Annotated in this window: 17 protein-coding genes, 1 pseudogene, 1 riboswitch and 1 other annotated feature; of the genes and pseudogenes, 11 read left to right on the plus strand and 7 right to left on the minus strand. The window is 36.3% G+C overall.

Features of this window, described 5'->3' with window-relative positions; genetic code table 11:
* Window positions 1–53: 53 nt before the first annotated feature.
* Window positions 54–1,223 (minus strand): pyridoxal phosphate-dependent aminotransferase, encoded by a 1,170-nt coding sequence (locus AC6BKE_RS09570; RefSeq protein ID WP_499856683.1) that lies wholly within the window; start codon window positions 1,221–1,223, stop codon window positions 54–56.
* A 96-nt stretch (window positions 1,224–1,319) separates the two neighbouring features.
* Between AC6BKE_RS09570 and AC6BKE_RS09575 the strand changes: the two genes are divergently transcribed.
* Entirely contained in the window at window positions 1,320–2,114 is a 795-nt protein-coding gene (locus AC6BKE_RS09575) for a carbon-nitrogen family hydrolase (RefSeq protein WP_036117447.1), read from the plus strand.
* 51 nt (window positions 2,115–2,165) lie between these two features.
* Here the strand turns inward: AC6BKE_RS09575 and AC6BKE_RS09580 are convergent, their stop codons facing one another.
* A complete protein-coding gene (locus AC6BKE_RS09580) occupies window positions 2,166–3,734 on the minus strand; it encodes a PucR family transcriptional regulator (RefSeq protein WP_342544575.1) in 1,569 nt (522 codons plus the stop codon).
* A gap of 222 nt (window positions 3,735–3,956) precedes the next feature.
* Between AC6BKE_RS09580 and AC6BKE_RS09585 the strand changes: the two genes are divergently transcribed.
* The 7 genes from AC6BKE_RS09585 to AC6BKE_RS09615 all read left to right on the plus strand — a co-directional run bounded on the left by AC6BKE_RS09585 (window position 3,957) and on the right by AC6BKE_RS09615 (window position 12,954).
* Entirely contained in the window at window positions 3,957–5,369 is a 1,413-nt protein-coding gene (locus AC6BKE_RS09585; RefSeq protein WP_058843621.1) for an amino acid permease, read from the plus strand.
* Between the two features lie 23 nt (window positions 5,370–5,392).
* Window positions 5,393–6,922 carry a CoA-acylating methylmalonate-semialdehyde dehydrogenase gene (locus AC6BKE_RS09590; protein WP_499856684.1) on the plus strand — a complete coding sequence of 510 codons (1,530 nt, stop codon included), beginning with the start codon at window positions 5,393–5,395 and terminating at the stop codon, window positions 6,920–6,922.
* Window positions 6,923–6,943: 21 nt separating this feature from the next.
* Complete coding sequence (locus AC6BKE_RS09595; protein ID WP_499856685.1) at window positions 6,944–8,296, plus strand: aspartate aminotransferase family protein; 1,353 nt, start codon at window positions 6,944–6,946, stop codon at window positions 8,294–8,296.
* 63 nt (window positions 8,297–8,359) lie between these two features.
* A complete protein-coding gene (locus AC6BKE_RS09600) occupies window positions 8,360–8,485 on the plus strand; it encodes a hypothetical protein (RefSeq protein ID WP_268987977.1) in 126 nt (41 codons plus the stop codon).
* A gap of 12 nt (window positions 8,486–8,497) precedes the next feature.
* Window positions 8,498–9,478 (plus strand): N-acetylglucosamine kinase, encoded by a 981-nt coding sequence (locus AC6BKE_RS09605; RefSeq protein WP_499856687.1) that lies wholly within the window; start codon window positions 8,498–8,500, stop codon window positions 9,476–9,478.
* A gap of 500 nt (window positions 9,479–9,978) precedes the next feature.
* Window positions 9,979–11,649, plus strand: coding sequence for a methyl-accepting chemotaxis protein (locus AC6BKE_RS09610; protein WP_271912321.1), 1,671 nt, complete (start codon window positions 9,979–9,981; stop codon window positions 11,647–11,649).
* Between the two features lie 351 nt (window positions 11,650–12,000).
* On the plus strand, window positions 12,001–12,954 hold the full coding sequence (locus AC6BKE_RS09615; RefSeq protein WP_141903905.1) for an L-threonine 3-dehydrogenase: 954 nt from the start codon (window positions 12,001–12,003) through the stop codon (window positions 12,952–12,954).
* Between the two features lie 227 nt (window positions 12,955–13,181).
* Here AC6BKE_RS09615 and trpB read toward each other — a convergent pair whose 3' ends face one another.
* The 5 genes and pseudogenes from trpB to AC6BKE_RS09640 all read right to left on the minus strand — a co-directional run.
* The gene (gene trpB, locus AC6BKE_RS09620) at window positions 13,182–14,345 is read right to left on the minus strand and encodes a tryptophan synthase subunit beta (RefSeq protein WP_036117429.1); all 1,164 of its coding nucleotides are present in this window, start codon (window positions 14,343–14,345) and stop codon (window positions 13,182–13,184) included.
* Between the two features lie 58 nt (window positions 14,346–14,403).
* Window positions 14,404–14,603, minus strand: a binding site (T-box leader).
* Between the two features lie 71 nt (window positions 14,604–14,674).
* Window positions 14,675–15,157 carry a QueT transporter family protein gene (locus AC6BKE_RS09625; protein WP_036117427.1) on the minus strand — a complete coding sequence of 161 codons (483 nt, stop codon included), beginning with the start codon at window positions 15,155–15,157 and terminating at the stop codon, window positions 14,675–14,677.
* Window positions 15,158–15,163: 6 nt separating this feature from the next.
* Window positions 15,164–15,208, minus strand: a riboswitch (PreQ1 riboswitch).
* 64 nt (window positions 15,209–15,272) lie between these two features.
* Complete coding sequence (locus AC6BKE_RS09630; RefSeq protein WP_340835622.1) at window positions 15,273–15,488, minus strand: tyrosine-type recombinase/integrase; 216 nt, start codon at window positions 15,486–15,488, stop codon at window positions 15,273–15,275.
* A gap of 142 nt (window positions 15,489–15,630) precedes the next feature.
* Complete coding sequence (locus tag AC6BKE_RS09635; protein ID WP_499856693.1) at window positions 15,631–16,173, minus strand: site-specific integrase; 543 nt, start codon at window positions 16,171–16,173, stop codon at window positions 15,631–15,633.
* 90 nt (window positions 16,174–16,263) lie between these two features.
* Window positions 16,264–16,311 (minus strand): annotated as a pseudogene (locus tag AC6BKE_RS09640) (hypothetical protein); the annotation flags it as partial.
* A gap of 680 nt (window positions 16,312–16,991) precedes the next feature.
* Between AC6BKE_RS09640 and AC6BKE_RS09645 the strand changes: the two are divergent.
* The 3 genes from AC6BKE_RS09645 (at window position 16,992) to AC6BKE_RS09655 (ending at window position 20,686) form a co-directional block, all read left to right on the plus strand.
* Window positions 16,992–17,858, plus strand: a complete 867-nt coding sequence (locus AC6BKE_RS09645; protein WP_499856694.1) for a hypothetical protein — start codon at window positions 16,992–16,994, stop codon at window positions 17,856–17,858.
* 136 nt (window positions 17,859–17,994) lie between these two features.
* On the plus strand, window positions 17,995–18,978 hold the full coding sequence (locus tag AC6BKE_RS09650; protein ID WP_499856695.1) for a hypothetical protein: 984 nt from the start codon (window positions 17,995–17,997) through the stop codon (window positions 18,976–18,978).
* Between the two features lie 685 nt (window positions 18,979–19,663).
* Window positions 19,664–20,686 (plus strand): ABC transporter substrate-binding protein, encoded by a 1,023-nt coding sequence (locus AC6BKE_RS09655; RefSeq protein WP_340812535.1) that lies wholly within the window; start codon window positions 19,664–19,666, stop codon window positions 20,684–20,686.
* Window positions 20,687–20,744 lie beyond the last annotated feature (58 nt).

The following is a 20,744-nucleotide window of genomic DNA, read 5'->3' on the forward strand; positions in this document are numbered from 1 at the left end:
CGAGCTTATAATCGGTCTAACATTTTTACTTTTGTCCCAGCCTCATGTCATGGTTAAGGGTTGAATAATTGTAATTGTTCGATTCTATGGATTGCTTCACGTAAGCGTTCCTCGCTAACAAGTAAACCAACACGGATATAGCCTTCGCCATATCGGCCGAAACCATTGCCTGCTGCTACAGCGATATCAGCCTTTTCCAATAATAAATCGGCAAACTGCTCGCTAGTATAGCCGAATGGTACAGGGAGCCATGCGAAGAAGGAGCCTTTTGGAGCCGTTACATGCCAACCAATTCTTTGAGCTTCTTCAATGAGTACATTGCGGCGACCTTCATAGGTAGCTCGCAGTTCATCCACACATTCTTGGGAAGCTGTAAGTGCCGTTGCTGCTGCTTGTTGAATAGCAGGGAATTGACTACAAAACAGATGATCCTGAATTAGATTAATGGCAGCAATAATGTCGGCATTACCGACAGCGAAGCCTATACGCCAGCCTGCCATATTATAAGTTTTGGAGAGTGTGTACATTTCAATTCCTACTTCTTTTGCACCCTCAGCTTGTAGGAAGCTAATAGGTTTATTACCGTCAAATCCTATTGCCCCATAAGCAAAATCATGTGATACGATAATATTGTGTTCCTTCGCAAAGCGAACGGTCTCTTCAAAAAATGCAAGTGTTGCTGTACCACCTGTAGGGTTGTTCGGGTAATTTAGGTAAAGTAGCTTCGCCTTCTCTTTCATTTCATCAGGTAATGCATGATAATTAGGTAAGAAATCATTTGCAGCTAAAAGTGGCATCACTTCAAAATGGACATCACCTAATACGACACCTGATAAGTAATCTGGATAGCCAGGGTCTGGTAAGAGCATTGTATCACCTGGATTTAATACGGCTAAAGGTAGCTCAACGAGTCCAATTTTTGTCCCGCCAAGAATCGCTACCTCTGTGTCAGGATTTAGATTCACATTATATTCACGTTTATAATAGTCGACAGCTGCTTGGCGTAATTCAGCGATACCGCGAAATGGTGAATATTTGTGATTTTGTGGATTTTCAGCCGCCTCCTGTAATGCTTGAATGATATGAGGGGGCGTTGGTTGATCGGGATTTCCTTGACCAAGATTAATGACATCGCGACCTTCTTCTAAGGCATTATTTACTTTTTGAACTAACGCTGCAAAAAATTGAGTGGGTAGTTGCTGTAGTTTTTTAGAGAATTCCATGCATGATCACCTTTTTCAGAATATAATAATTATTATTGAAGAATATGAAGCAAATAGTATTACTTTTTTTGTTAATTGTCTAGAGGAGGAATGGCTATGAAAATCGGTTGTATTCAATTAAATGTTGGCTTTGGCAAAGTAGAAGAAAATTTTGCACGAGCTGAGGACAAGATTCGAGAAGTGGCAAAAAAAGGAGCAGAAATCATTGTGCTGCCTGAAATGTGGAATACAGGCTATGCGTTAGAGAAGCTGCCTGAACTAGCGGATGTCGATGGTGAACGTACGAAATCCTTCTTGGCTGAATTAGCACAGGAACTTGGTGTACATATTGTAGGTGGTTCTGTTTCAACGAAGAAAGGCGACAAATTTTATAATACGATGTATACATTTGATCGCAATGGAGAACTTGTAGGGGAATATAGCAAAGCACATCTTTTCCGTTTAATGGATGAGCATCTCTACTTAGAAGCAGGGGATGAAATGAATCGATTTGCTCTAGGAGATATTGAAGCTGCTGGGGTCATTTGCTATGATATTCGTTTCCCAGAATGGTTACGTGCACACGCATTACAAGGAGCAAAGGTATTATTTGTACCAGCCCAGTGGCCAACACCAAGGATTGATCATTGGAAAACATTGCTGCAAGCTCGTGCGATTGAGAACCAATGTTTTGTAATAGCAGTTAATCGCATTTCAAAAAAGGTAGAAAACTTTAATGGCCAATCGATGATCATACAGCCTTGGGGAGAAGTACTTTGGATCGGTGCAGAGGATGAAGAAGTAGCGGTGATTGATGTAGATTTTTCTATTGTCGATGAAGTACGTGGAAGAATTCCAGTTTATGACGACCGTAGACCAGGACTATATCATGATGTTGTCGTGAAAGGCTAATAGAGGGGCACGCTCAAGAGGGAGTAATCTTTTGAGCGTGCCATCTTTTTTCTAGCCCTTATCCTCAATCAATGAATTTGCCAATAGCATAAATTCTAATGTAATGCGGTTATGTCCTTTCATGAAATTTTCACCTAGTAAACCTTCAAGCTTTCTTAAGCGGTGATAGAGTGTTTGACGAACAATAAATAATTGGTTGGCTGTTTGCTGCTTGGAGCCATTTGTTTGTAAATAAACCTGTAATGTTTCAAGAAGCTTGCTATTGTATTTTTTATCGTACTCAATAACGGGCTGTAAATAATCGTAAATCACTTCCTGTAAATTCACTTGCATTTGTAATTTATAGATTAAATGATATAAATGCAAATCATCATAAAAGAAAGAGGACGTTTGCACTTTACGGCAAATATATAAAGTTTCTAAAGCAGTTTGATAGCTTTTAGGAATTTCTTCTACATCGCAAACAACCTTTCCAACGGCTATTTGAAAACCTTGTGCTTGCTGCTTTTTATAAAAGTCGGTATTGGGCAGTGTGGAAAAAATGCTATTCAATATGTCACGAATAGCTTTACTGTCTTTCGTATGAAGTAAAATAAAAATAATATAGCTTTTTCTTTCGAATAAAAAGGGCATAAATCCATGTTGCTCAAAGAGATTTCGATAATAAAGCTTACTATAGACCATATCCTCCTGTGTCTTTGTCATTGTAGTAGGAGAGGATAAAATAAAGACAGCTCCACTAGATTGTGTATAGCCCGCGTAATGTGTAACGATAAATTTATAGATTTCTTCCTTAGATAATTTTTGATCAATCCAATCGACTAAAATTGTAGCATCCTCAATATTCTTTTTTTCCTCAATATAAAACTCTCGCATTAATAGCTGTGCCAGCGCCGTTGCTGTACGATCTAATATTAATAATTCAAACTCTGAAAATAGTCCATCCTCTCGATAGAGTGTTAAATCTGCATAATGCTGATCAAAGATAAAAATAGGCCCATGTTTAAATTGCTGAGCAGACTTGTTCAATGTTAATAGCTGCTGACGTTTTTGGTGTGTCGTATTGGGGAAAAAAATAGGATTGCGTCCCTTAATGGAAAACATGATTTGTGTTTTTAATTCATTATACATATTTTGTAAAATATCTTCTGTGTTTTGTCCTAAGACAGCATTTTTGTTCAAAGCTTGTGCATAAGATTCTAGCGAAGAAATCATTAAATATTGCTGATTGATAATTTGGCTATGTAAATCCTGCGTAATACGAACAAAAGGAACTGCCTCATGAAAAACAATAATGGGAAACTGATGCCGGTTTGCCAGTGCTAGTATTGCTTTTGGAACGGTCTGAATATAAGAGCCATACTCAATACAAAGAGCAGCACAATTTTTTTGAATGATGGCTTCTACAAATGCGGTAAAATTAGCGATACTATGCTGGAGACTAATTCCTGTTGTTAATACTAACTCCTCACCAACTAAAAAATGATCAACTTGTACGATTTCAAGAACATGTACCCATTTGATAATCCTTGATAATCCTTCATGACCTGCCACAACCTCTGCCTTATGAAAATACTTATTTTCCAAAACATCTAGTACTTTAAGTTGAAACGGACTCAATTTAGCCCCTCCCTTAGTTGTATGCATTGTATATTTTTTCTGTCTGATGATTTATATTTTCTTATAAATTCGTGGATATAGTATTTTAAGAATATTTAGTCTATTTTACATTATGTTTAAAACAAAAGTATATAATTTTACAGTTTGTCTATTACTTCAACGTTATGAAACATGTAAAATTTTTGTAAGCGATCAAGCAATCTACTAAAAGGGGTGACAGATATGGAGCAACAAACGCATTTACAAAGAGGGTTAAAGAAGCGGCATATGACGATGATTGCTATTGCAGGAGTAATCGGTGCTGGCCTATTTATGGGGAGTGGTTCAGTTATTAATTTAGCTGGTCCAGGGGCCATTTTATCGTATATATTTGCAGGAATTATCGTTATTTTAGTTATGCGTATGCTAGGCGAAATGGCAGCTGTTAATCCAACGAGTGGCTCATTTGCACATTATGCGCATGAAGCCATTGGCCCGTGGGCAGGTTTTATGATTGGATGGCTGTACTGGTTTTTCTGGGTCATTGCGATTGCACTAGAAGCAACAGCAGCGGCAGCCATTATTCAATATTGGTATGACGGGATGCCTTTATGGCTATTAAGTTTGTTACTAACCGTAGCACTTACTTTAACGAATGTTCTTTCTGTCAAAGCATTTGGTGAGTTTGAGTATTGGTTCTCTCTTATTAAGGTTGCAAGTATAGTGGTTTTCCTTGGTCTTGGTGCCTTCATTATTTTTGGCATCGCCCCAAACTTTAATGCTGTAGGTATGACCAATCTAGTCGGGCAAGGTGGTTTTTTACCTAATGGTTTTGGTGCTGTTCTAATGGGTGTCGTCATTGTTATTTTCTCCTTCATGGGAACAGAAATTGTGGCCATTGCTGCTGGTGAATCAGATGAACCATTAGCTGCTGTAACGAAAGCTACCAATTCCATTACTTGGCGGATTTTAATTTTCTATGTGGGCTCTATAGCGGTTGTAGTAACGCTATTGCCTTGGCATTCCTCCGATATTTTAACAAGTCCTTATGTAGCGGTACTCGATTATATTGGAATTCCTGCTGCCGCACAAATTATGAATTTTGTTGTGTTAACAGCGGTGCTATCGTGTTTAAATTCAGCACTTTATGCAACATCACGCATGGTATTTTCTTTAGCAGAAAAGGGAGAAGCGCCAAAAGCATTTTTAAAATTAAACAAAAAGGGTGCACCTGTCAATGCCATTTTAGCAGCAACATTTTTCTCGTATATTGCAGTCATTATGAATTATGTTTCACCAGATAAAGTTTTTATGTTTTTACTGAGCTCTTGTAGTGCGATTACTTTAATACTTTATTTAATCATTGCCTTTTCACAATTAAGAATGCGACGCAAGATTGAACAAGAAAATTTAGAGCTATTAAAGGTGAAGATGTGGTTTTTCCCTTATTTAACGTATTTCACAATACTCGCTACAACAGCTTTATTAATGGCGATGTTCTTTATAGAGTCTATGCGCTCACAAATTTTATTTACATGCGTTGTCGTCGCTATTGTGATGATTTTCTATGTACTTACTCAAAAGAAAAAAACGATTAAACAACCCGATGAATCAAGTTCTATTTTTAGCAAAGAAGAATTCGATTTTGAACAATAATACGATAAAGGAGTGGTCTAATTATGACAGTTCAGCAAGAAATGAAAACGCTCACACATTTTATCCAAGGGGAAGAGGTAGCTGGTACAAGTGGCCGATTTTCAGAGGTTTATAATCCATCAACAGGAGAGGTTATTGCAACAGTACCACTTGCTTCAAGAGATGAGGTAAAGCATGCTATTCAGCTTGCAAAAGAAGCCTTTCCAGCATGGAAAAAACGATCAATTGGTAAACGGGTAGAAGTGTTACATCGATTCCGTCAGTTGTTAGTAGAAAAACAGGAAGAGCTTATCGATGTGATTTGTCAGGAAAGTGGTAAAACAAAGGACGATGCAAAAGGTGAAATCGTTCGTGGTATTGAATCTGTTGATATGGCGATCAGTGCACCGCAAATGCTAAAAGGAGAGTACTCAGTCAATGTAGGTGGTAATATAAATGCCTTTTCTGCCAAATCACCACTCGGCGTAGTGGCAACTATCGCACCATTTAATTTCCCTGTTATGGTACCGCTTGCGATTACAAGCATGGCTGTGGCAGTAGGAAATACCGTTATATTAAAGCCATCAGAGCGCGTACCGATGTCCGCTCTCTATATAAGTCAATTATGGAAAGAGGCAGGTTTACCAGATGGCATTTGGACTGTTGTCAATGGAGATAAAGAGGCTGTCAATGAACTATTAGAAAATAAAGAGATTCAAGCTATCTCATTTGTTGGCTCAACACCTGTTGCTGAATATATTTATCAAACAGGAACAAAGCACAATAAACGTGTTGCGGCATTTGGTGGTGGGAAGAACTTTATGATTGTGATGCCAGATGCCAACCTAGAACAAACGGCGAATGCCTTTTTAGGAGCAGCGTATGGTGCAGCATCACAGCGCTGTATGGCGATTTCAGGTGCACTTGTTGTAGGCAAAGATACCGAACAACGGTTTACGGAACTATTAAAAAATAAAATCTCTCAACTAAAGGTTGGACCCTATACAGAAAAAGACGTCGATTTCGGACCAGTCATCACTAAAGAGTCGAAAGGAACGATTATTCGTTCTATCGATGAGGCAGTCACTGAAGGGGCAAATCTTGTGATTGACGGAAGAAATCCGAAAGTATGTGAAACGTCAAATGGCTTTTATCTTGGCCCAACCCTCCTTAATAATGTCACATCGGAAATGAAGATCTTTAAAGAAGAGGTCTTTGGTCCAGCACGTATTGTTGTAGGGGTGGACTCATTACAAGAGGCAATAGATTTAATCAATAACCATGAGCTTGGCAATGGGGTAACCATGTTTACAAGCAGTGGAGCAGCAGCACGGAAATTCCAAGAGGAAATAGAAGTCGGCATGGTAGGTGTGAACGTACCTATACCAATCCCTGTTGGCTATCATAACTTTGGTGGATGGAAACGTTCTAAGTTTGGTGAAGGGCATATGTTTGGCCCAGATCAGGCAAGGTTCTTTACAAAGGCCAAAACGATTTCTGAGCGCTGGCCAGATGAAACGGAGGATACAACAAGTTCCTTTGCGTTCCCAAGTAATAATGATGCGAAAAACTAATATAGTGAGGGGTGTTTGATGATGACACAGACAAATCTTAAAAGTGATGTATTATCCAAGGATGAGCAATATGTTTGGCATTCTATGAAACCATATAATCCGCAAGCCACATATGTAGTAGAAAGGTCTGATGGTGCAAGAATTATGGATACAGATGGTGTGGAATATATTGATGCAATGGCAGGGCTTTGGTGTGTCAATGTTGGCTATGGACGGAAAGAGTTAGCAGATGCGGCACATGAGCAAATGATGAAAAATGCTTATGCACCTTTATCTCAGGGTCATTTGCCTGCAGTGGAATTAGCTGAGAAGCTAAATGAACTACTTGGTGGAGATTACGTTATTTTCTTCTCCAATAGTGGATCAGAGGCGAATGAAACAGCCTTTAAAATTGCTCGGCAATACCATCAGCAAAAAGGACAAAGCTCACGCTATAAAATTGTCTCACGCTACCGTGCTTATCATGGTAACTCCTTTGGGGCTTTAGCGGCAACGGGGCAGGCGGAGCGCAAATATAAATACGAGCCACTATCTCCAGGTTTTATCCATGTCGCACCACCTGATCAATATCGTGAGCATGAAAGCGATGCTATTGCGCCATTGGATTTAGCGAGTGTAAAGGCTGTAGATAAAACGATGACATGGGAACTGAGTGACACAATTGCAGCTATGATCTTAGAGCCTATTATTACAGGTGGCGGTGTCATTATGCCTCCAGAGAATTATTTAAAAGGCATTGAGGAAGTGTGTAAAAGGCATGGTGCTTTACTGATTGTGGATGAGGTTATTTGTGGCTTTGGTCGAACAGGTAAGCCTTTTGGATTTATGAACTACGGTGTTAAGCCAGATATAATTACGATGGCTAAAGGAATTACAAGTGCCTATTTACCATTATCAGCAACAGCCGTGAAGCGTGAAATTTATGAGGCGTTTAAGGGCTCAGATGCATACAGCTATTTCCGCCATGTGAATACGTTTGGAGGCTCTCCTGTGGCATGTGCAGTTGCATTAAAAAATATTGAAATTCTTGAGCAAGAAGCGTTGTTTGAGCGTTCCAAGGAAATTGGCGCTGCAACACTACAAACATTGCAGCAACAATTGCAGCATCATCTAAATGTAGGAGATGTGCGTGGCAAAGGTTTATTAATTGGGATTGAATTAGTTGCAGATAAAGTCTCGAAAGAACCTTTACCAGTGGAGAAGGTGAATGCTGTCATTGCCAAATGTAAAGAACAAGGGGTTATCATTGGAAAAAATGGAGCAACTGTTGCAGGGTTTAATAATGTCTTAACGCTATCACCACCACTTAATATTGTACAAGAAGATCTTGATCGTATACTCGATGTGGTTGTGGATAGTGTAAATAAGCTGTAAAGAATATTGATATGGTTCTAAAAGCCTTGGAGTAATTAGCGGTGGGTGGTAGATGTCAACTAGATGGAACAAATTCAGTATACAAATCAAGAAACGATTGAGCGTATTAAAGCCTTGTCTCCTGCATTTGTGCGTAATGACGCAGGGCAGGAAGTAGGAGAAATTGTTTCTACAATTAAAATCGTATAGAGGTGAAGGTACTTGTATGTTTTGGCAATTGACGGTGGTGGAACAAAAACAATTGCGACAATCTCAACATTTCGTGGGCAAGTTATAGCACTAGCAGAAACAGGTAAAAGTAATCCCACATCTATGAGCTTAGAGCAATTTACGCAGACGATAACAGAACTAATAATTGATTTAAAAAGACAACAACCTTATGATTTTCATCAAATTACGAAGTGCCATGCGGGACTATCTGGCGTAACGGAAAATAATAATGAGGAAATTACCCACACATTATTAACCTCGCTATTACCTGAAGGCTGTCAATTATCACTGTCGAATGATGGGTTGAACGCGCTGTATGCTGGTACATTAGGTCAGTCTGGCATTGTACAGATTTCTGGTACAGGTGCAATTACATTAAGTATAGATTCGTCTGGCAGAGTTGAGCGTACGGCAGGATGGGGCTATATTTTTGATGATGAAGGCAGTGGCTATGATATTGGTATTCGCACATTAAAAGCGGTGTTTAAAGCATTTGATAAAAGAGGGCCAGAAACGAGCCTCACATCCTCAGTATTAAATTATTTTCAATTACAATCGATTCCACAAATAATTGAAATTGTTTATGGAAAAGGACATCCGAGAGATACAATCTCTCCTTTAAGTAAGATTGCCATTGATTGCGCTAAAAGAGGTGATGCTGTAGCGAACACGATTCTGGATCAAGTGTGCCATGTTTTTTATCAAAGTATAGATGCTTGTTACAAAAAAAATCCGTTTTCAGATACGCGTGTCAAAGTCGTGCTAGCTGGTGGAGTTTTTAATGAATTGACGTTATTTATTGAAAAATTAGCCTCCATTGATAAAAATAATAGCAATCAGTATGACTTTATGGGTGCTTATAGCCTACCAGTTGGCGGTGCCGCATTAGCCGCATTAAAACTACCTAATAATGAAGCGAAAATATTTATCGATCAATATAATGCTAGTATTAAGGAGTTTTTAACTAATTAATCCTCCCTTTTAATTTAGCAAGTAGAGAATAGGAAGGTCTTTTCTCTACTTGCATTTTGTTAGTCCTCTACTTTAAACATATTACCTTTATAAGACTTATGAATAGTCATAACAATTCCCATAAGCATGATGTTCGATAATATTGATGATGAAGGAGCTTAATTTACACTACTGGAGTGGACAAAAAGACAGCTAATCCCACCTAGTAGAAGAAAATGAACTACTAAACTTACATCCAACCTCTTGAGTTGAGACAAATATAATACCTCCATTCTTTATTAATACGATAAACGTTTGGAATGCATGGAAGGTTACGGTGGCAGAAATAGTATAATTAAGGATCAATGGTAGGGAGTTATTTGTGTGGTAAATTACCTATATAAAACTAGATAATGGGCATAAATTCTTAATTCTTCTTGCAATCTTTACAAAAACATAACACTGGCTTTATATCTTCATACTATCATTATTGGTAAGAGTTGGAGGAGGAGCCAAGGATCATGCATTTTTTCCGTTTCATAAAGGTGAAGGACAAGTTACTTGTACTCATGATTGTTTGTGTATTATCGAATGTATTGCTGGGTGTGTTTAGTGTGGATTATTTAAGGAAGATGTCGTGGCATGCAAGTGAGAGTTACACACAGGGACTTGTCCCAATCGGTTGGCTGAATGAGCTAGAAGAATCACAGCGTCAATTAGATTTTATCGTAGATGCTCAGGGTGACTATCAAGAAATGACGGTTATTTTAAAAGAGATGGCACAGCCTTTAAAGCAATTGGATAGCCAAGAAATTGATAAAAAAATGAGTCATCAAATTAAAAAATTTAAATCCTTGCTGAAGAAGCAAGGAGAATTGATTGAGAGTTATAAGCAATTGAACCAAGGTGAGCTAGAGCAGTTCTATTCGCTAACATTTCTACCAATAAGTCAGGAAAGCCATACATTATTAGAAGAAACACAAAATTATTTGGTTGAAAAAGCGAAGGATCAACAGAAGTATTATCAACAAGATGTGCAATTTGGTTATTGGTTACTAGGTGGCGTATGCTTAGCGGTGGTGTTGCTTGTCATTCTGATAGGATTTATCGCAACTAAGGCAGTCAATGTACCAACACGTCAATTGAAATCATTATTAAAACGAGCAGAACAAGGCGATTTCACTGCGAATGCAAGTTATGTTGCCCATGATGAGCTTGGTGAGGTAGTACTGTCTTACAATCAAATGGTCACAGAGGTAAAACACCTACTCCATACTGTAACGGACAGCGCCTATGAAGTAGAAGAAATGACAGGTAAATTGCAAGGATCCTCAGAGCAATCATCAACAACAACGTTAAAAATAGCAAAAGATGTACAATCTATTTCAGATTCAACGGCTGCTTCTACTAGTAAATTGGCTTCCAATACAGCTTCTTTAGAGGAAGTTTTAAATGATGTACAAGTCATTTTAGAAAAAGTGCAGGTCGTGGAAAGCTTTGCGCATCAAACAGCAAGAGATGCTGAGAGTGGAACTGAAATTGTACAGGCTAATTTAATGCAAATGCAGGTCATTAAGCAGGCCGTAGAAAAGTCGAATACAGCTATCTTTAACTTGGTTGAGCGTGCCTCATCAATCGATCAAATGATTGAGGTCATAGAAAAAATAACAGCACAAACCAACTTACTAGCGTTAAACGCATCCATTGAAGCAGCAAGAGCAGGAGAACATGGAAAGGGGTTTGCGGTTGTAGCCAATGAGGTGCGGAAGCTTGCGGAACAAACAGTCCAATCAACACAAACGATTACATCCATTGTACAAAACATCCATTTAGATTCGAGCTATGCAGTACAAATGATGGAGGGCGTGTTGTTGGCTACTGAAAAAGGTGTTGCCGTAACAGGACAAACAGCGACAAGTTTTGATCAAATTTTAGAAAAAGTACATACAATCAAGCCTTATATGATGGAAGTATCTGCTACAGTTCAAGAGATAGCCACTCACACCCAAAAGGTGAGTGAGGATGCGGTTATGTTAACAGCTATATCGGATACGAATGCCGTATCCACTAAGCATGTTGCTACATTAACAGCAGATCAATTAACAGCTCAACAACAATTCCATAATTACATTAAAGAATTGCGCAAAGTATCAAAAGTTTTGCAAATTGCTGTTAAACGTTTTTCAATCTAATTTAATATTAAAGAATAATGTTGAAAAGGAGTCTTTTTTGCGGAAATTAGCAAAGAAGGTTCTTTTTTTGCGTGGTTACAAAACTAGTTTATGAAAGATTTAATTTTTTGTATTTTTGAGGTGTACAATTGTATTTTTTATATTTTTGTAGCACAATATTTTTTGAGTGCTCATATACTGGAAGTAAGGGATTGTATGTTCCTTTTAATGAATATTATTAATATAATTGTTGTATTTTCAAAACGAACACATTATAATGAGTTTCATTGAAAGTGTTATTAAATCAATGTTTATCAATATATATTTGTACTTTCAGCAAGTACAATTGTTCATATGTGGAGGTTTTGAGAAATGAAAAAGATTATTGTTACTGGGGCACTTGGTCAAATTGGTTCTGAGCTTGTAGAAAAACTTCGTGGTATTTATGGAGAGGACAATATACTTGCTACAGACATTAGAAAGCTTGAACATACTAAGGGCCCATTTGAAATATTGGACGTGACAGATGGACAAAGAATGCACGATTTAGCAAAGGACTTTGGTGCAGATACGATGATGCATTTAGCAGCATTACTATCAGCCACAGCTGAAAGAAATCCATTGTTAGCTTGGAATTTAAATATGGGCGGTTTAATGAATGCATTGGAAGTTTCTCGTGAGTTAAATATGCAATTTTTCACGCCAAGTTCAATTGGAGCATTTGGTCCATCTACACCGAAGGAAGATACACCGCAGGATACTTTGCAACGTCCAACAACTATGTATGGTGTAAATAAGGTAGCGGGTGAATTATTATGCGATTATTACTTCAATCGTTTTGGTGTTGATACACGTGGTGTACGTTTCCCTGGATTAATTTCTTATGTAACACCTCCAGGTGGTGGTACAACTGATTATGCAGTAGAAATTTTCTATGAAGCAATTGAGCAAGGTAAGTACACATCTTATATTCAGGAAGGTACGTTTATGGATATGATGTACATGCCAGATGCCTTACAAGCTATTGTAGATTTAATGGAGGCAGATGGTAGTAAGCTCGTTCATCGCAATGCCTTTAATATTACAGCGATGAGCTTTGAACCATCACAAATCGCAGCTGAAATCAAGAAGCATTTGCCAAATTTCACAATGGATTATCAGGTTGATCCAGTGCGTCAAGCGATTGCAGACAGTTGGCCAAACTCTTTAAATATTGACGCAGCTCAAAAAGAGTGGGGCTTCAAAGCAGAGTATGATTTAGCCAAAATGACGATAGATATGTTAGAAAAACTAAAAATGAAACTGCATAAAAAGGCAATTTCCTAATCATTAAAGGACGGATGTAGAATTAGTCTACATCCGTTTTTTTATGTGTCTATAAAAGAGAATTGTTGGCATATATAGATTAAATTACGTAACTGAAATATATTTGTGTTCTGAATATTGACAGTTCCTAAAAGCTAAGCTTTGTGATAGTATTGCCGAAATATACCTAGATCATTGATATAGTTAAAAGAGCGATTTCCTTTTATAGAAGTCACTCTTTTATTGAATTATTTAGTTAACATGTGGAAAACCTGTTCCACGTCTTTATCACCACGACCTGAGATATTAATAATAATGCTTTCTTCAGATGATAAAGTTGGTGCTAATTTTAGAGCATGTGCGACCGCATGTGAGCTCTCAAGGGCAGGAATAATCCCTTCAACCTTCGAAAGTACTTGAAATGCCTCAAGGACTTCTTTGTTTGTCACAGTCACATACTCAGCACGGCCAATTGTTTTTAAATGACTATGTTCTGGACCTGCTCCAGGGTAATCTAAACCAGCAGCTATTGAATAGGTTGGTAGTGGATTGCCGTCTGCATCCTGTAATACTAAGCATTTGAAGCCATGTAGCTCTCCGGGCGAACCTTCGTTTAATGTAGCAGCTTGATCTGGCTCTATTCCAATAAGACGAACCTGTTCATCTGCAATGTAGTCTGCAAATGCTCCAATGGCATTACTGCCACCGCCAACACAGGCAAGGATCGCTGCGGGTAGCTTTCCTTCTTTTTCTAAAATCTGTTCACGACTTTCGCGACTAATCACAGATTGGAAGTGTTTAACCATTGATGGGAAGGGATGTGGCCCAACTGCTGAACCTAATAAGTAAAACGTTGTTTCATAGTTTTCGACTAAGTCAGCGAATGCTTCATCAACTGCATCCTTTAAACGTCCTTGCCCTTTATCAACAGCTACTACTTTCGCGCCAAGAAGCTCCATGCGAAACACGTTCAATGCTTGACGTTTTGTATCCTCTAAGCCCATATAAATAGTGCAATCCATTCCAAACATGGCACAAGCAGTCGCAGTTGCTACACCATGTTGACCTGCACCTGTTTCGGCAATAACGCGATTTGCCCCCATACGTTTGGCTAGTAAAATCTGTCCCAATACATTATTAATTTTATGTGAGCCTGTATGGTTAAGATCTTCACGTTTTAAATAAATTTTTGCGCCACCCAATTGCTTTGTTAAATTTTCTGCAAAATAAAGTGGGGATTTACGACCAACATACTCACGGAAATAGTAATCCAATTCTTTTTTAAATTCTTCATCATCTTTAAACTTTTGGAAATGCTCATCTAGAATAGTTAAGACATTTTGAAGCTCCTTTGGAACAAAGCTTCCGCCAAATTCTCCGAAATAACCTTTTTTCTCTACTACTTTACTCATCTTTACTCGACTCCTCTATGCTAATTTTTCCATAAAAAAAAGCCACTCTAATCCTCTTAAAAAGGACGAGTAACCGTGGTGCCACCTTCATTCGCAATTTTTGCGCGCTTTCTTACTCCGATAACGGGGAGTGAATCGGCCTTACATTTAATAAGGCTGCTCTGAAGTCCATTCACAAGTATCTACTACTGGTTTGCACCATTCACCAGCTCTCTGAAAGTAACCATGCTTGCTACTACTCTTCTTCCTTGCATTTATATTAGAAAGAATTGTAGTTTATTTTCAGAATAGTGTCAAGAAAAAAAGACGAATCTAAAAAGACTCGTCTGTTAAATCAAATGATGAAAGTGAAGGCGTTTATTGAGTGCATACATAATCGGTGCACCAACAGCTAACACAACAAATTCACCTGCCGCCACTGTTAGCCAAGTCCAGAAGAATGGTAGTTCTAAGGCCAAATTCAACTCGAAGGCAATAATAAACATTGTGCAAGTAAATAATAATGTATTAATAATTAAACGTGCCCAAATATTTTTGACATATTTACAGATTAAAATGAACAGTCCAAGTGTAATCATCGAATGACCAACACCAAACACTAAATCGTAAATGCCAAGTGGTGAAAATAGATTAGAGATCAATACACCAATAATGATCCCTACGGCAAAGCGTGGGTTAAAGGCAACCAAATGGTTAAACATTTCAGATACACGGAATTGTACCTCTGTAAAACCAAACGGTGCAACAAGCATTGTCACCGCAATATATAGCGCTGCAATAATACCACTTGCTGCTAAAAATTTTATCTTCATATTCATTTCTCCTTAGTTTTTTTGCGTGGGATGGTTACGAACCACGTAGAGCAAGTGCAATCATATCAGTATTCATGCGGGTTTGTAAATAACATTGTGTAAAATATGTGTAAAATTATAAAGCAACTAGAATATTGACTGTATTATTTTCATCTTCTTCACGAAGCTCTTTGATGAGGTGAGTGTAAATTCGAATTGTTGTATCAACATCTGCATGTCCAAGTCGTTCGGAAATATACTGAACTGAAATTCCTGTGTAAAATAAAATACTAGCGTGAGAATGGGGTAAACCATGAATTGAAATTTCTTCTATCAGTAAATCAAGAAGTATTTTTTTAAATCCTTTATTAACACCTGTATTGCTGAAAACATTTTATAGAAGCGGGTTTATAAAACACCAATTTATGAATATTCTCAGGTGTCACTTCGAAAAAAATGATTGAACAGACTCATCGTTACCTTGTCTATTTTAATTATGCGGTTTGAACTTTCCGTTTTGGTCTTTTTCTTACCTTCATCATAGGAACATGTATATCCCCATGTCTTGTTAATGTTGATGGTGTTGTCTTTGAAATTAAAATCTTTTTAGTAAGTGCGATTATTTCAGCAAAGCGCATCCCTGATTTCAAAGCTAATAAAATAATGTAGTATACAGGTCTATTATCTTCTTTTAGTGATTTCATTAGATAACTGGACAACAGCTTGCTTTCTGTATAGTTAATATGCTTTTCATCACTCTTTTTGGAGTCTTGGCCAGAAATTGTTGCATTGCGAGTAAAGTTTGAAGGAATTATAGCCTCATCAAAAGCTTCGCGTACACAGGCTCTAATGTGGGCATTTATCTTTTTTACCGTTTCCTTAGATTTGGTCTTTCCGTACTCATTAAGAAAAGATTGATAATCACTCTTTTTGATATGCTGTAATGGAGTGTTAGAAAAGTATTTTCTAATTACTTTCAATGTATTTTTGTAATGTACTTTTGTAGGTGGTACAGTAGTGGATTTGTAAATAGACACCCATTGTTCAAAATACTCATCGATTGGCTCTAATTTCGTAATGGGATTTAAGCCCTTATTTAATTTAGATTCTATTTCAGCAGCTACGATCTGTGCCTCTTTCTTCGTTTTGAAACCACCCTTGCCTATAGGTTTGATTCACTCTTTTTGATGAACAACATATACAATTTCATCTGTATGAAGAATGTAATAAAGTAATTGTAAAAGATCGGTGATTTTTAGCAAGTGGTCTTTATAGAGGGGGTATAAAAGATGCTATGAAGACTTTCGAGCAATTTAGTGCGATAGATATTTCTTCAACTGATGAATTACCCTTTATTTGTGGGGGGACAAATACGAATTAACGAATTTTATGAAAGAAGTAAAAGAGTATATTTCCAGACCAGGTGAGGGGTATTTCTCTCATTTAATCAAAGATGATTTTAAAGAAATATTAAATCCTCCAACATGTATTATTTAGATGAGAATATAAAAATACTTGTTGAACTAATATCATATTTAATTAAAAGGAAGTTACGTTCCTAATAAATTGTAGGTAGTAGTATTAAAGCGTATGGTAATACCTAAACAATATTGCATTACGAAATAAGCACGTTTTGATTGCTTGTACGTGGATGTCTAAAAACAAGTGATAGGTCACATTTAACTAGATGTGGCTTTTTAAGTTTAAGAGACTAATAATTTCTAATCTATCTTTAGCAAAAAAATATTTATTAGAAATAGGTAATTATTGAAAAAATAATGAAAAACAGTATTGTGAAAAAAACACAATAATTGTAAAATTGTAATATATTGAGAAAGGGAGTGTTTTGGTAAAAATGATAAATTATGTTAATAAAATTTTTGCTATTGTGTTAATTGCGGTATTCGCATTCACAACCATTTTTTCGACTAGTATTGAAGTAAGTGCAAATTCAGAAGTCGATATGAATAAGTATATTACTAGCAATTTACCTAATGATGCTGTAATAACACAAAATGATGATAGAATTACAGCAATTACATATTTAGAAAACGGTAAAACTTATACTACTTCAATCGATAAAGAACATAGAAAGATGTATTTAGAACATAATGGAACTAAGTACGAAATGATTGTAGATGCTTTGGAAAGCAATGAATATACTCAGGAATCTGAATTTCTCGGTCACTTAGTAAATATAGAGACTGGAGAAATTATTGATTTTGATGATTTAGATAAGTCAAACAATGAAACTGAAATTACTCCATTTGCTGTATTCGTTGCCCCTTTAGCAATTCCTGTCTTAACGAAAGCCTTAGAACTGTTACTATTAGGAGCAACAATGATATATGTTGCAAATTCGGATTTTGTAGTTGCTTCAGAAGCAATGCAAATGACTAATAAATATAAAAAGAATAACTATTTTGCGGCTTGGATTTATTACCCGGAACATTATAAAAAAGGGGAAGAATTTGTTGTAATTGGGCAAGGAATCTCAGATGGTGAGGCCCAAGCTCGTTTAATGATTAACAAGAGTATTTTTGCAAGAAGTGAGGCATTAGCTAAATCTATCTTCAAAAAAATAGATAGAGGACCAGAACAACATGGACCTTTCCCAAATTATTTACCACACTATCATGGAAAACTTCCAGGTGAAAATAACCCGAATATAGATGTGTCAAGTGGTGGTCATTCATGGTACTTCGGTAATATTTGGAGATAATTTTATAAAATTATTTTATTACAAAAAAGTGGACAATAAGCTATAAAAGCTCAAAAGTGTCCACTTTTTTTATTTCACATTTTTATAAAATAGAGTTATTTAGTATATTTAAAGAAAAATGCTAGGAGGAATATTTTTGAATAATAAAGAACTAATTCCTACAACTGAAATTAAAGAAGAGTTTGAAGCTATTCTATTAGAAAATGATTGTATTGCGCATTGTGAGATTAATTTAAAAAACGGGACTATAAAAAACATACAACGATTAGATACGAGTTATGACGAGATTGCTTTGGATACTGTGAATAATGAATTCTGTTTTACTCTAAAAGATAAAAATAACATAAACTTTCATAGAGTTAATCTTCAAAAATTTAGTCAAATAAATGCTATAACATTAAATTTAAACGATTATTTTTCTTCTGAAGAACTTAAGGATGAAAGCTATTATTCCAAGTTAATCTACCTTAATCACCAATATTTGTTGTATTTTATTACGAAAAGAGAAATTAACTATGGACTTCCTTTTTATCAATGTATTTTTTTAGTAAACACTTCAACAGGAGAGATAAAACGATTAAATCCTTTACTTCCAAACGGGGATAATTTACTTAGGTTAGATATTTTCAAAAACATCTATCTAAGCAATCATAATCACTTTTTATTGTTAAAAACAGGGAGAATTAGACCTTTTGAAAAACAATCAATGTATAAAAACGTAGATATTGAAAATCTTTATCATGACCATCTTGAATCCATTTACTTAATGGAGGTTTCAACTTTAATTGACCAACAAAATTTTAATAATGCGACATTGATATCTTTATTAAATTATTCAAGTGCTTCTGAAAAATTGCAATATGAGAACAATATTCTTTCATACGTAGTATCTGATTTTACTCACAACACTAAAGAATTAATAAAACATGATTTGTTAATAGGGAATGTTTCAAAGTTTCAAGATAACCAATTAATACGAGATCATTTAAATTATGATTTTGAAATATTACCAAACTACTATCATTATATCTCAAAATTATCTGAACAAGAAAAAACTGATACGTTTAATCTAATTGACGATGAATTTTCGTTTAATGTAAAGCTTGATAAGATAAATTAAATTTAAGTATCTCAGATGAGATGCTTCAGACTGTAGACAAACTCGGAAATTTGGGAGTTTGCCTACAGTCTTTTTTCTTTAACAATAGAATAAAGTAGAGCCGTTTATTTTCATTTCGGGCTGCAGTAAATTAGACAAAAACTGCACTTCAATTGTGAGATTGTGTGTCTAACAATTGGGCGCAGTTCAGAAATTATGGTCATATATTTTTATTGTGTAAAGCGGAACAGAAATTAAACTCAATTTAACGGAAAATTTTATACAAAGTTGAAAAGTATTAATAATACAGTATTTTAAAATTTATGTAAAAATTGTAAGTGAGTCCAGCTTAATTTTTTCATGGGATGGTTACGAACCACGGTGCTTTCACACAAGACAACATTTTATTATAGATATCTAGCAGAAGTCAAATGTCAGACTTTTTGTCTATATGACACACTTCGTAAAATTGTCATAAATATTTTTTACTGTTTTTTAAAAAGAAAGCAAATAACTAAAATAGCGTAGTTTAGCGGTTTAAAGCGGCAAATTGAATGAAAAACTAAAATGTTTCGTCAGTTTTAAAAGTCAGAACATTCATAATGTTGTTGACGGAGCTTGATAATAACGATAATATAGCGATACATTCACACTTTGTTTGGATAAAGTGTGATAGATATTGAGAGTATAATCGGGGGGATTATTTGTGAAGAACAGTGTAAAAAAGCTTTCATTCCTTCTTTTTGGATTAGTGTTACTACTTGCTGCTTGCGGTAGTGGCGGATCTAGTTCAACAGATTCAAAAGGGAATGAATCAAACAATGCAAGTGAGAGCGGGAATACAGAGGATAAAACATATAAAATCGGGATTACTCAAATTGTAGAGCATCCATCATTAAACGCAGCAACGGAAGGCTTTAAAAAGGCAATTGAAGATGCTGGCTTAAAAGTTGACTACGATCCACAAATTGCACAAGGAGATAACAGTCTTAACACAACGATTGCTAACAATCTAGTAAGTGCAAACGTAGATTTAATTTTTGCTAACTCCACACCTTCTGCACAAGCAGCGGCAACAGCCACAAGTGATATTCCAATTATCTTCACATCTGTCACAGATGCTGTTGGTGCACAGTTAATCGAATCAATGGAGAAGCCAGGAAAAAATGTTACAGGAACAATTGATTTACATCCTGAAACGATTTCTAAAACAGTCGCATTCCTAAAAGAGCTTGGCGCCAAAAAAGTAGGGATGGTCTACAATGCTGGTGAGCAAAACTCTGTTGCACAAGTTAAAGAAGTGAAAAAGGTGATGGATGAACAAGGCTTAACAGTAGTAGAAGCGTCAGCATCTACTTCGGCAGATGTAAAACAAGCAACAGAATCACTAATTGGTAAGGTAGAGGCTTTCTATATTATTACTGATAATACAGTAGTTTCTGCTTTAGAGTCTGTTATTGATGTTGCCAATACAAATGAATTACCACTTGTTGTGGGAGAGCTAGACTCTGTTGCACGAGGCGGTTTAGCTGCTTATGGTTTTGAATATTTCGATATTGGTTATGAGGCTGGTCAAATGGCTGTGAAAATTTTAAAAGGTGAAGCAACACCTGCCGAGACGCCAGCACAATATCCGCAAAATCTGAAACTATTAATCAATAAAAAAGTAGCGGATGATTTAGGAATTGAAATAAAAGATTCTTGGGGTGCAGAACTTCTAGAAAAATAAATGGAAGCGGGGGAGAACTATCCCCGCTTTATCTTCATTTATAAGCAGTAGAAATAAT

The sequence above is a fragment of the Lysinibacillus sp. COL-1 genome (assembly GCF_059814265.1).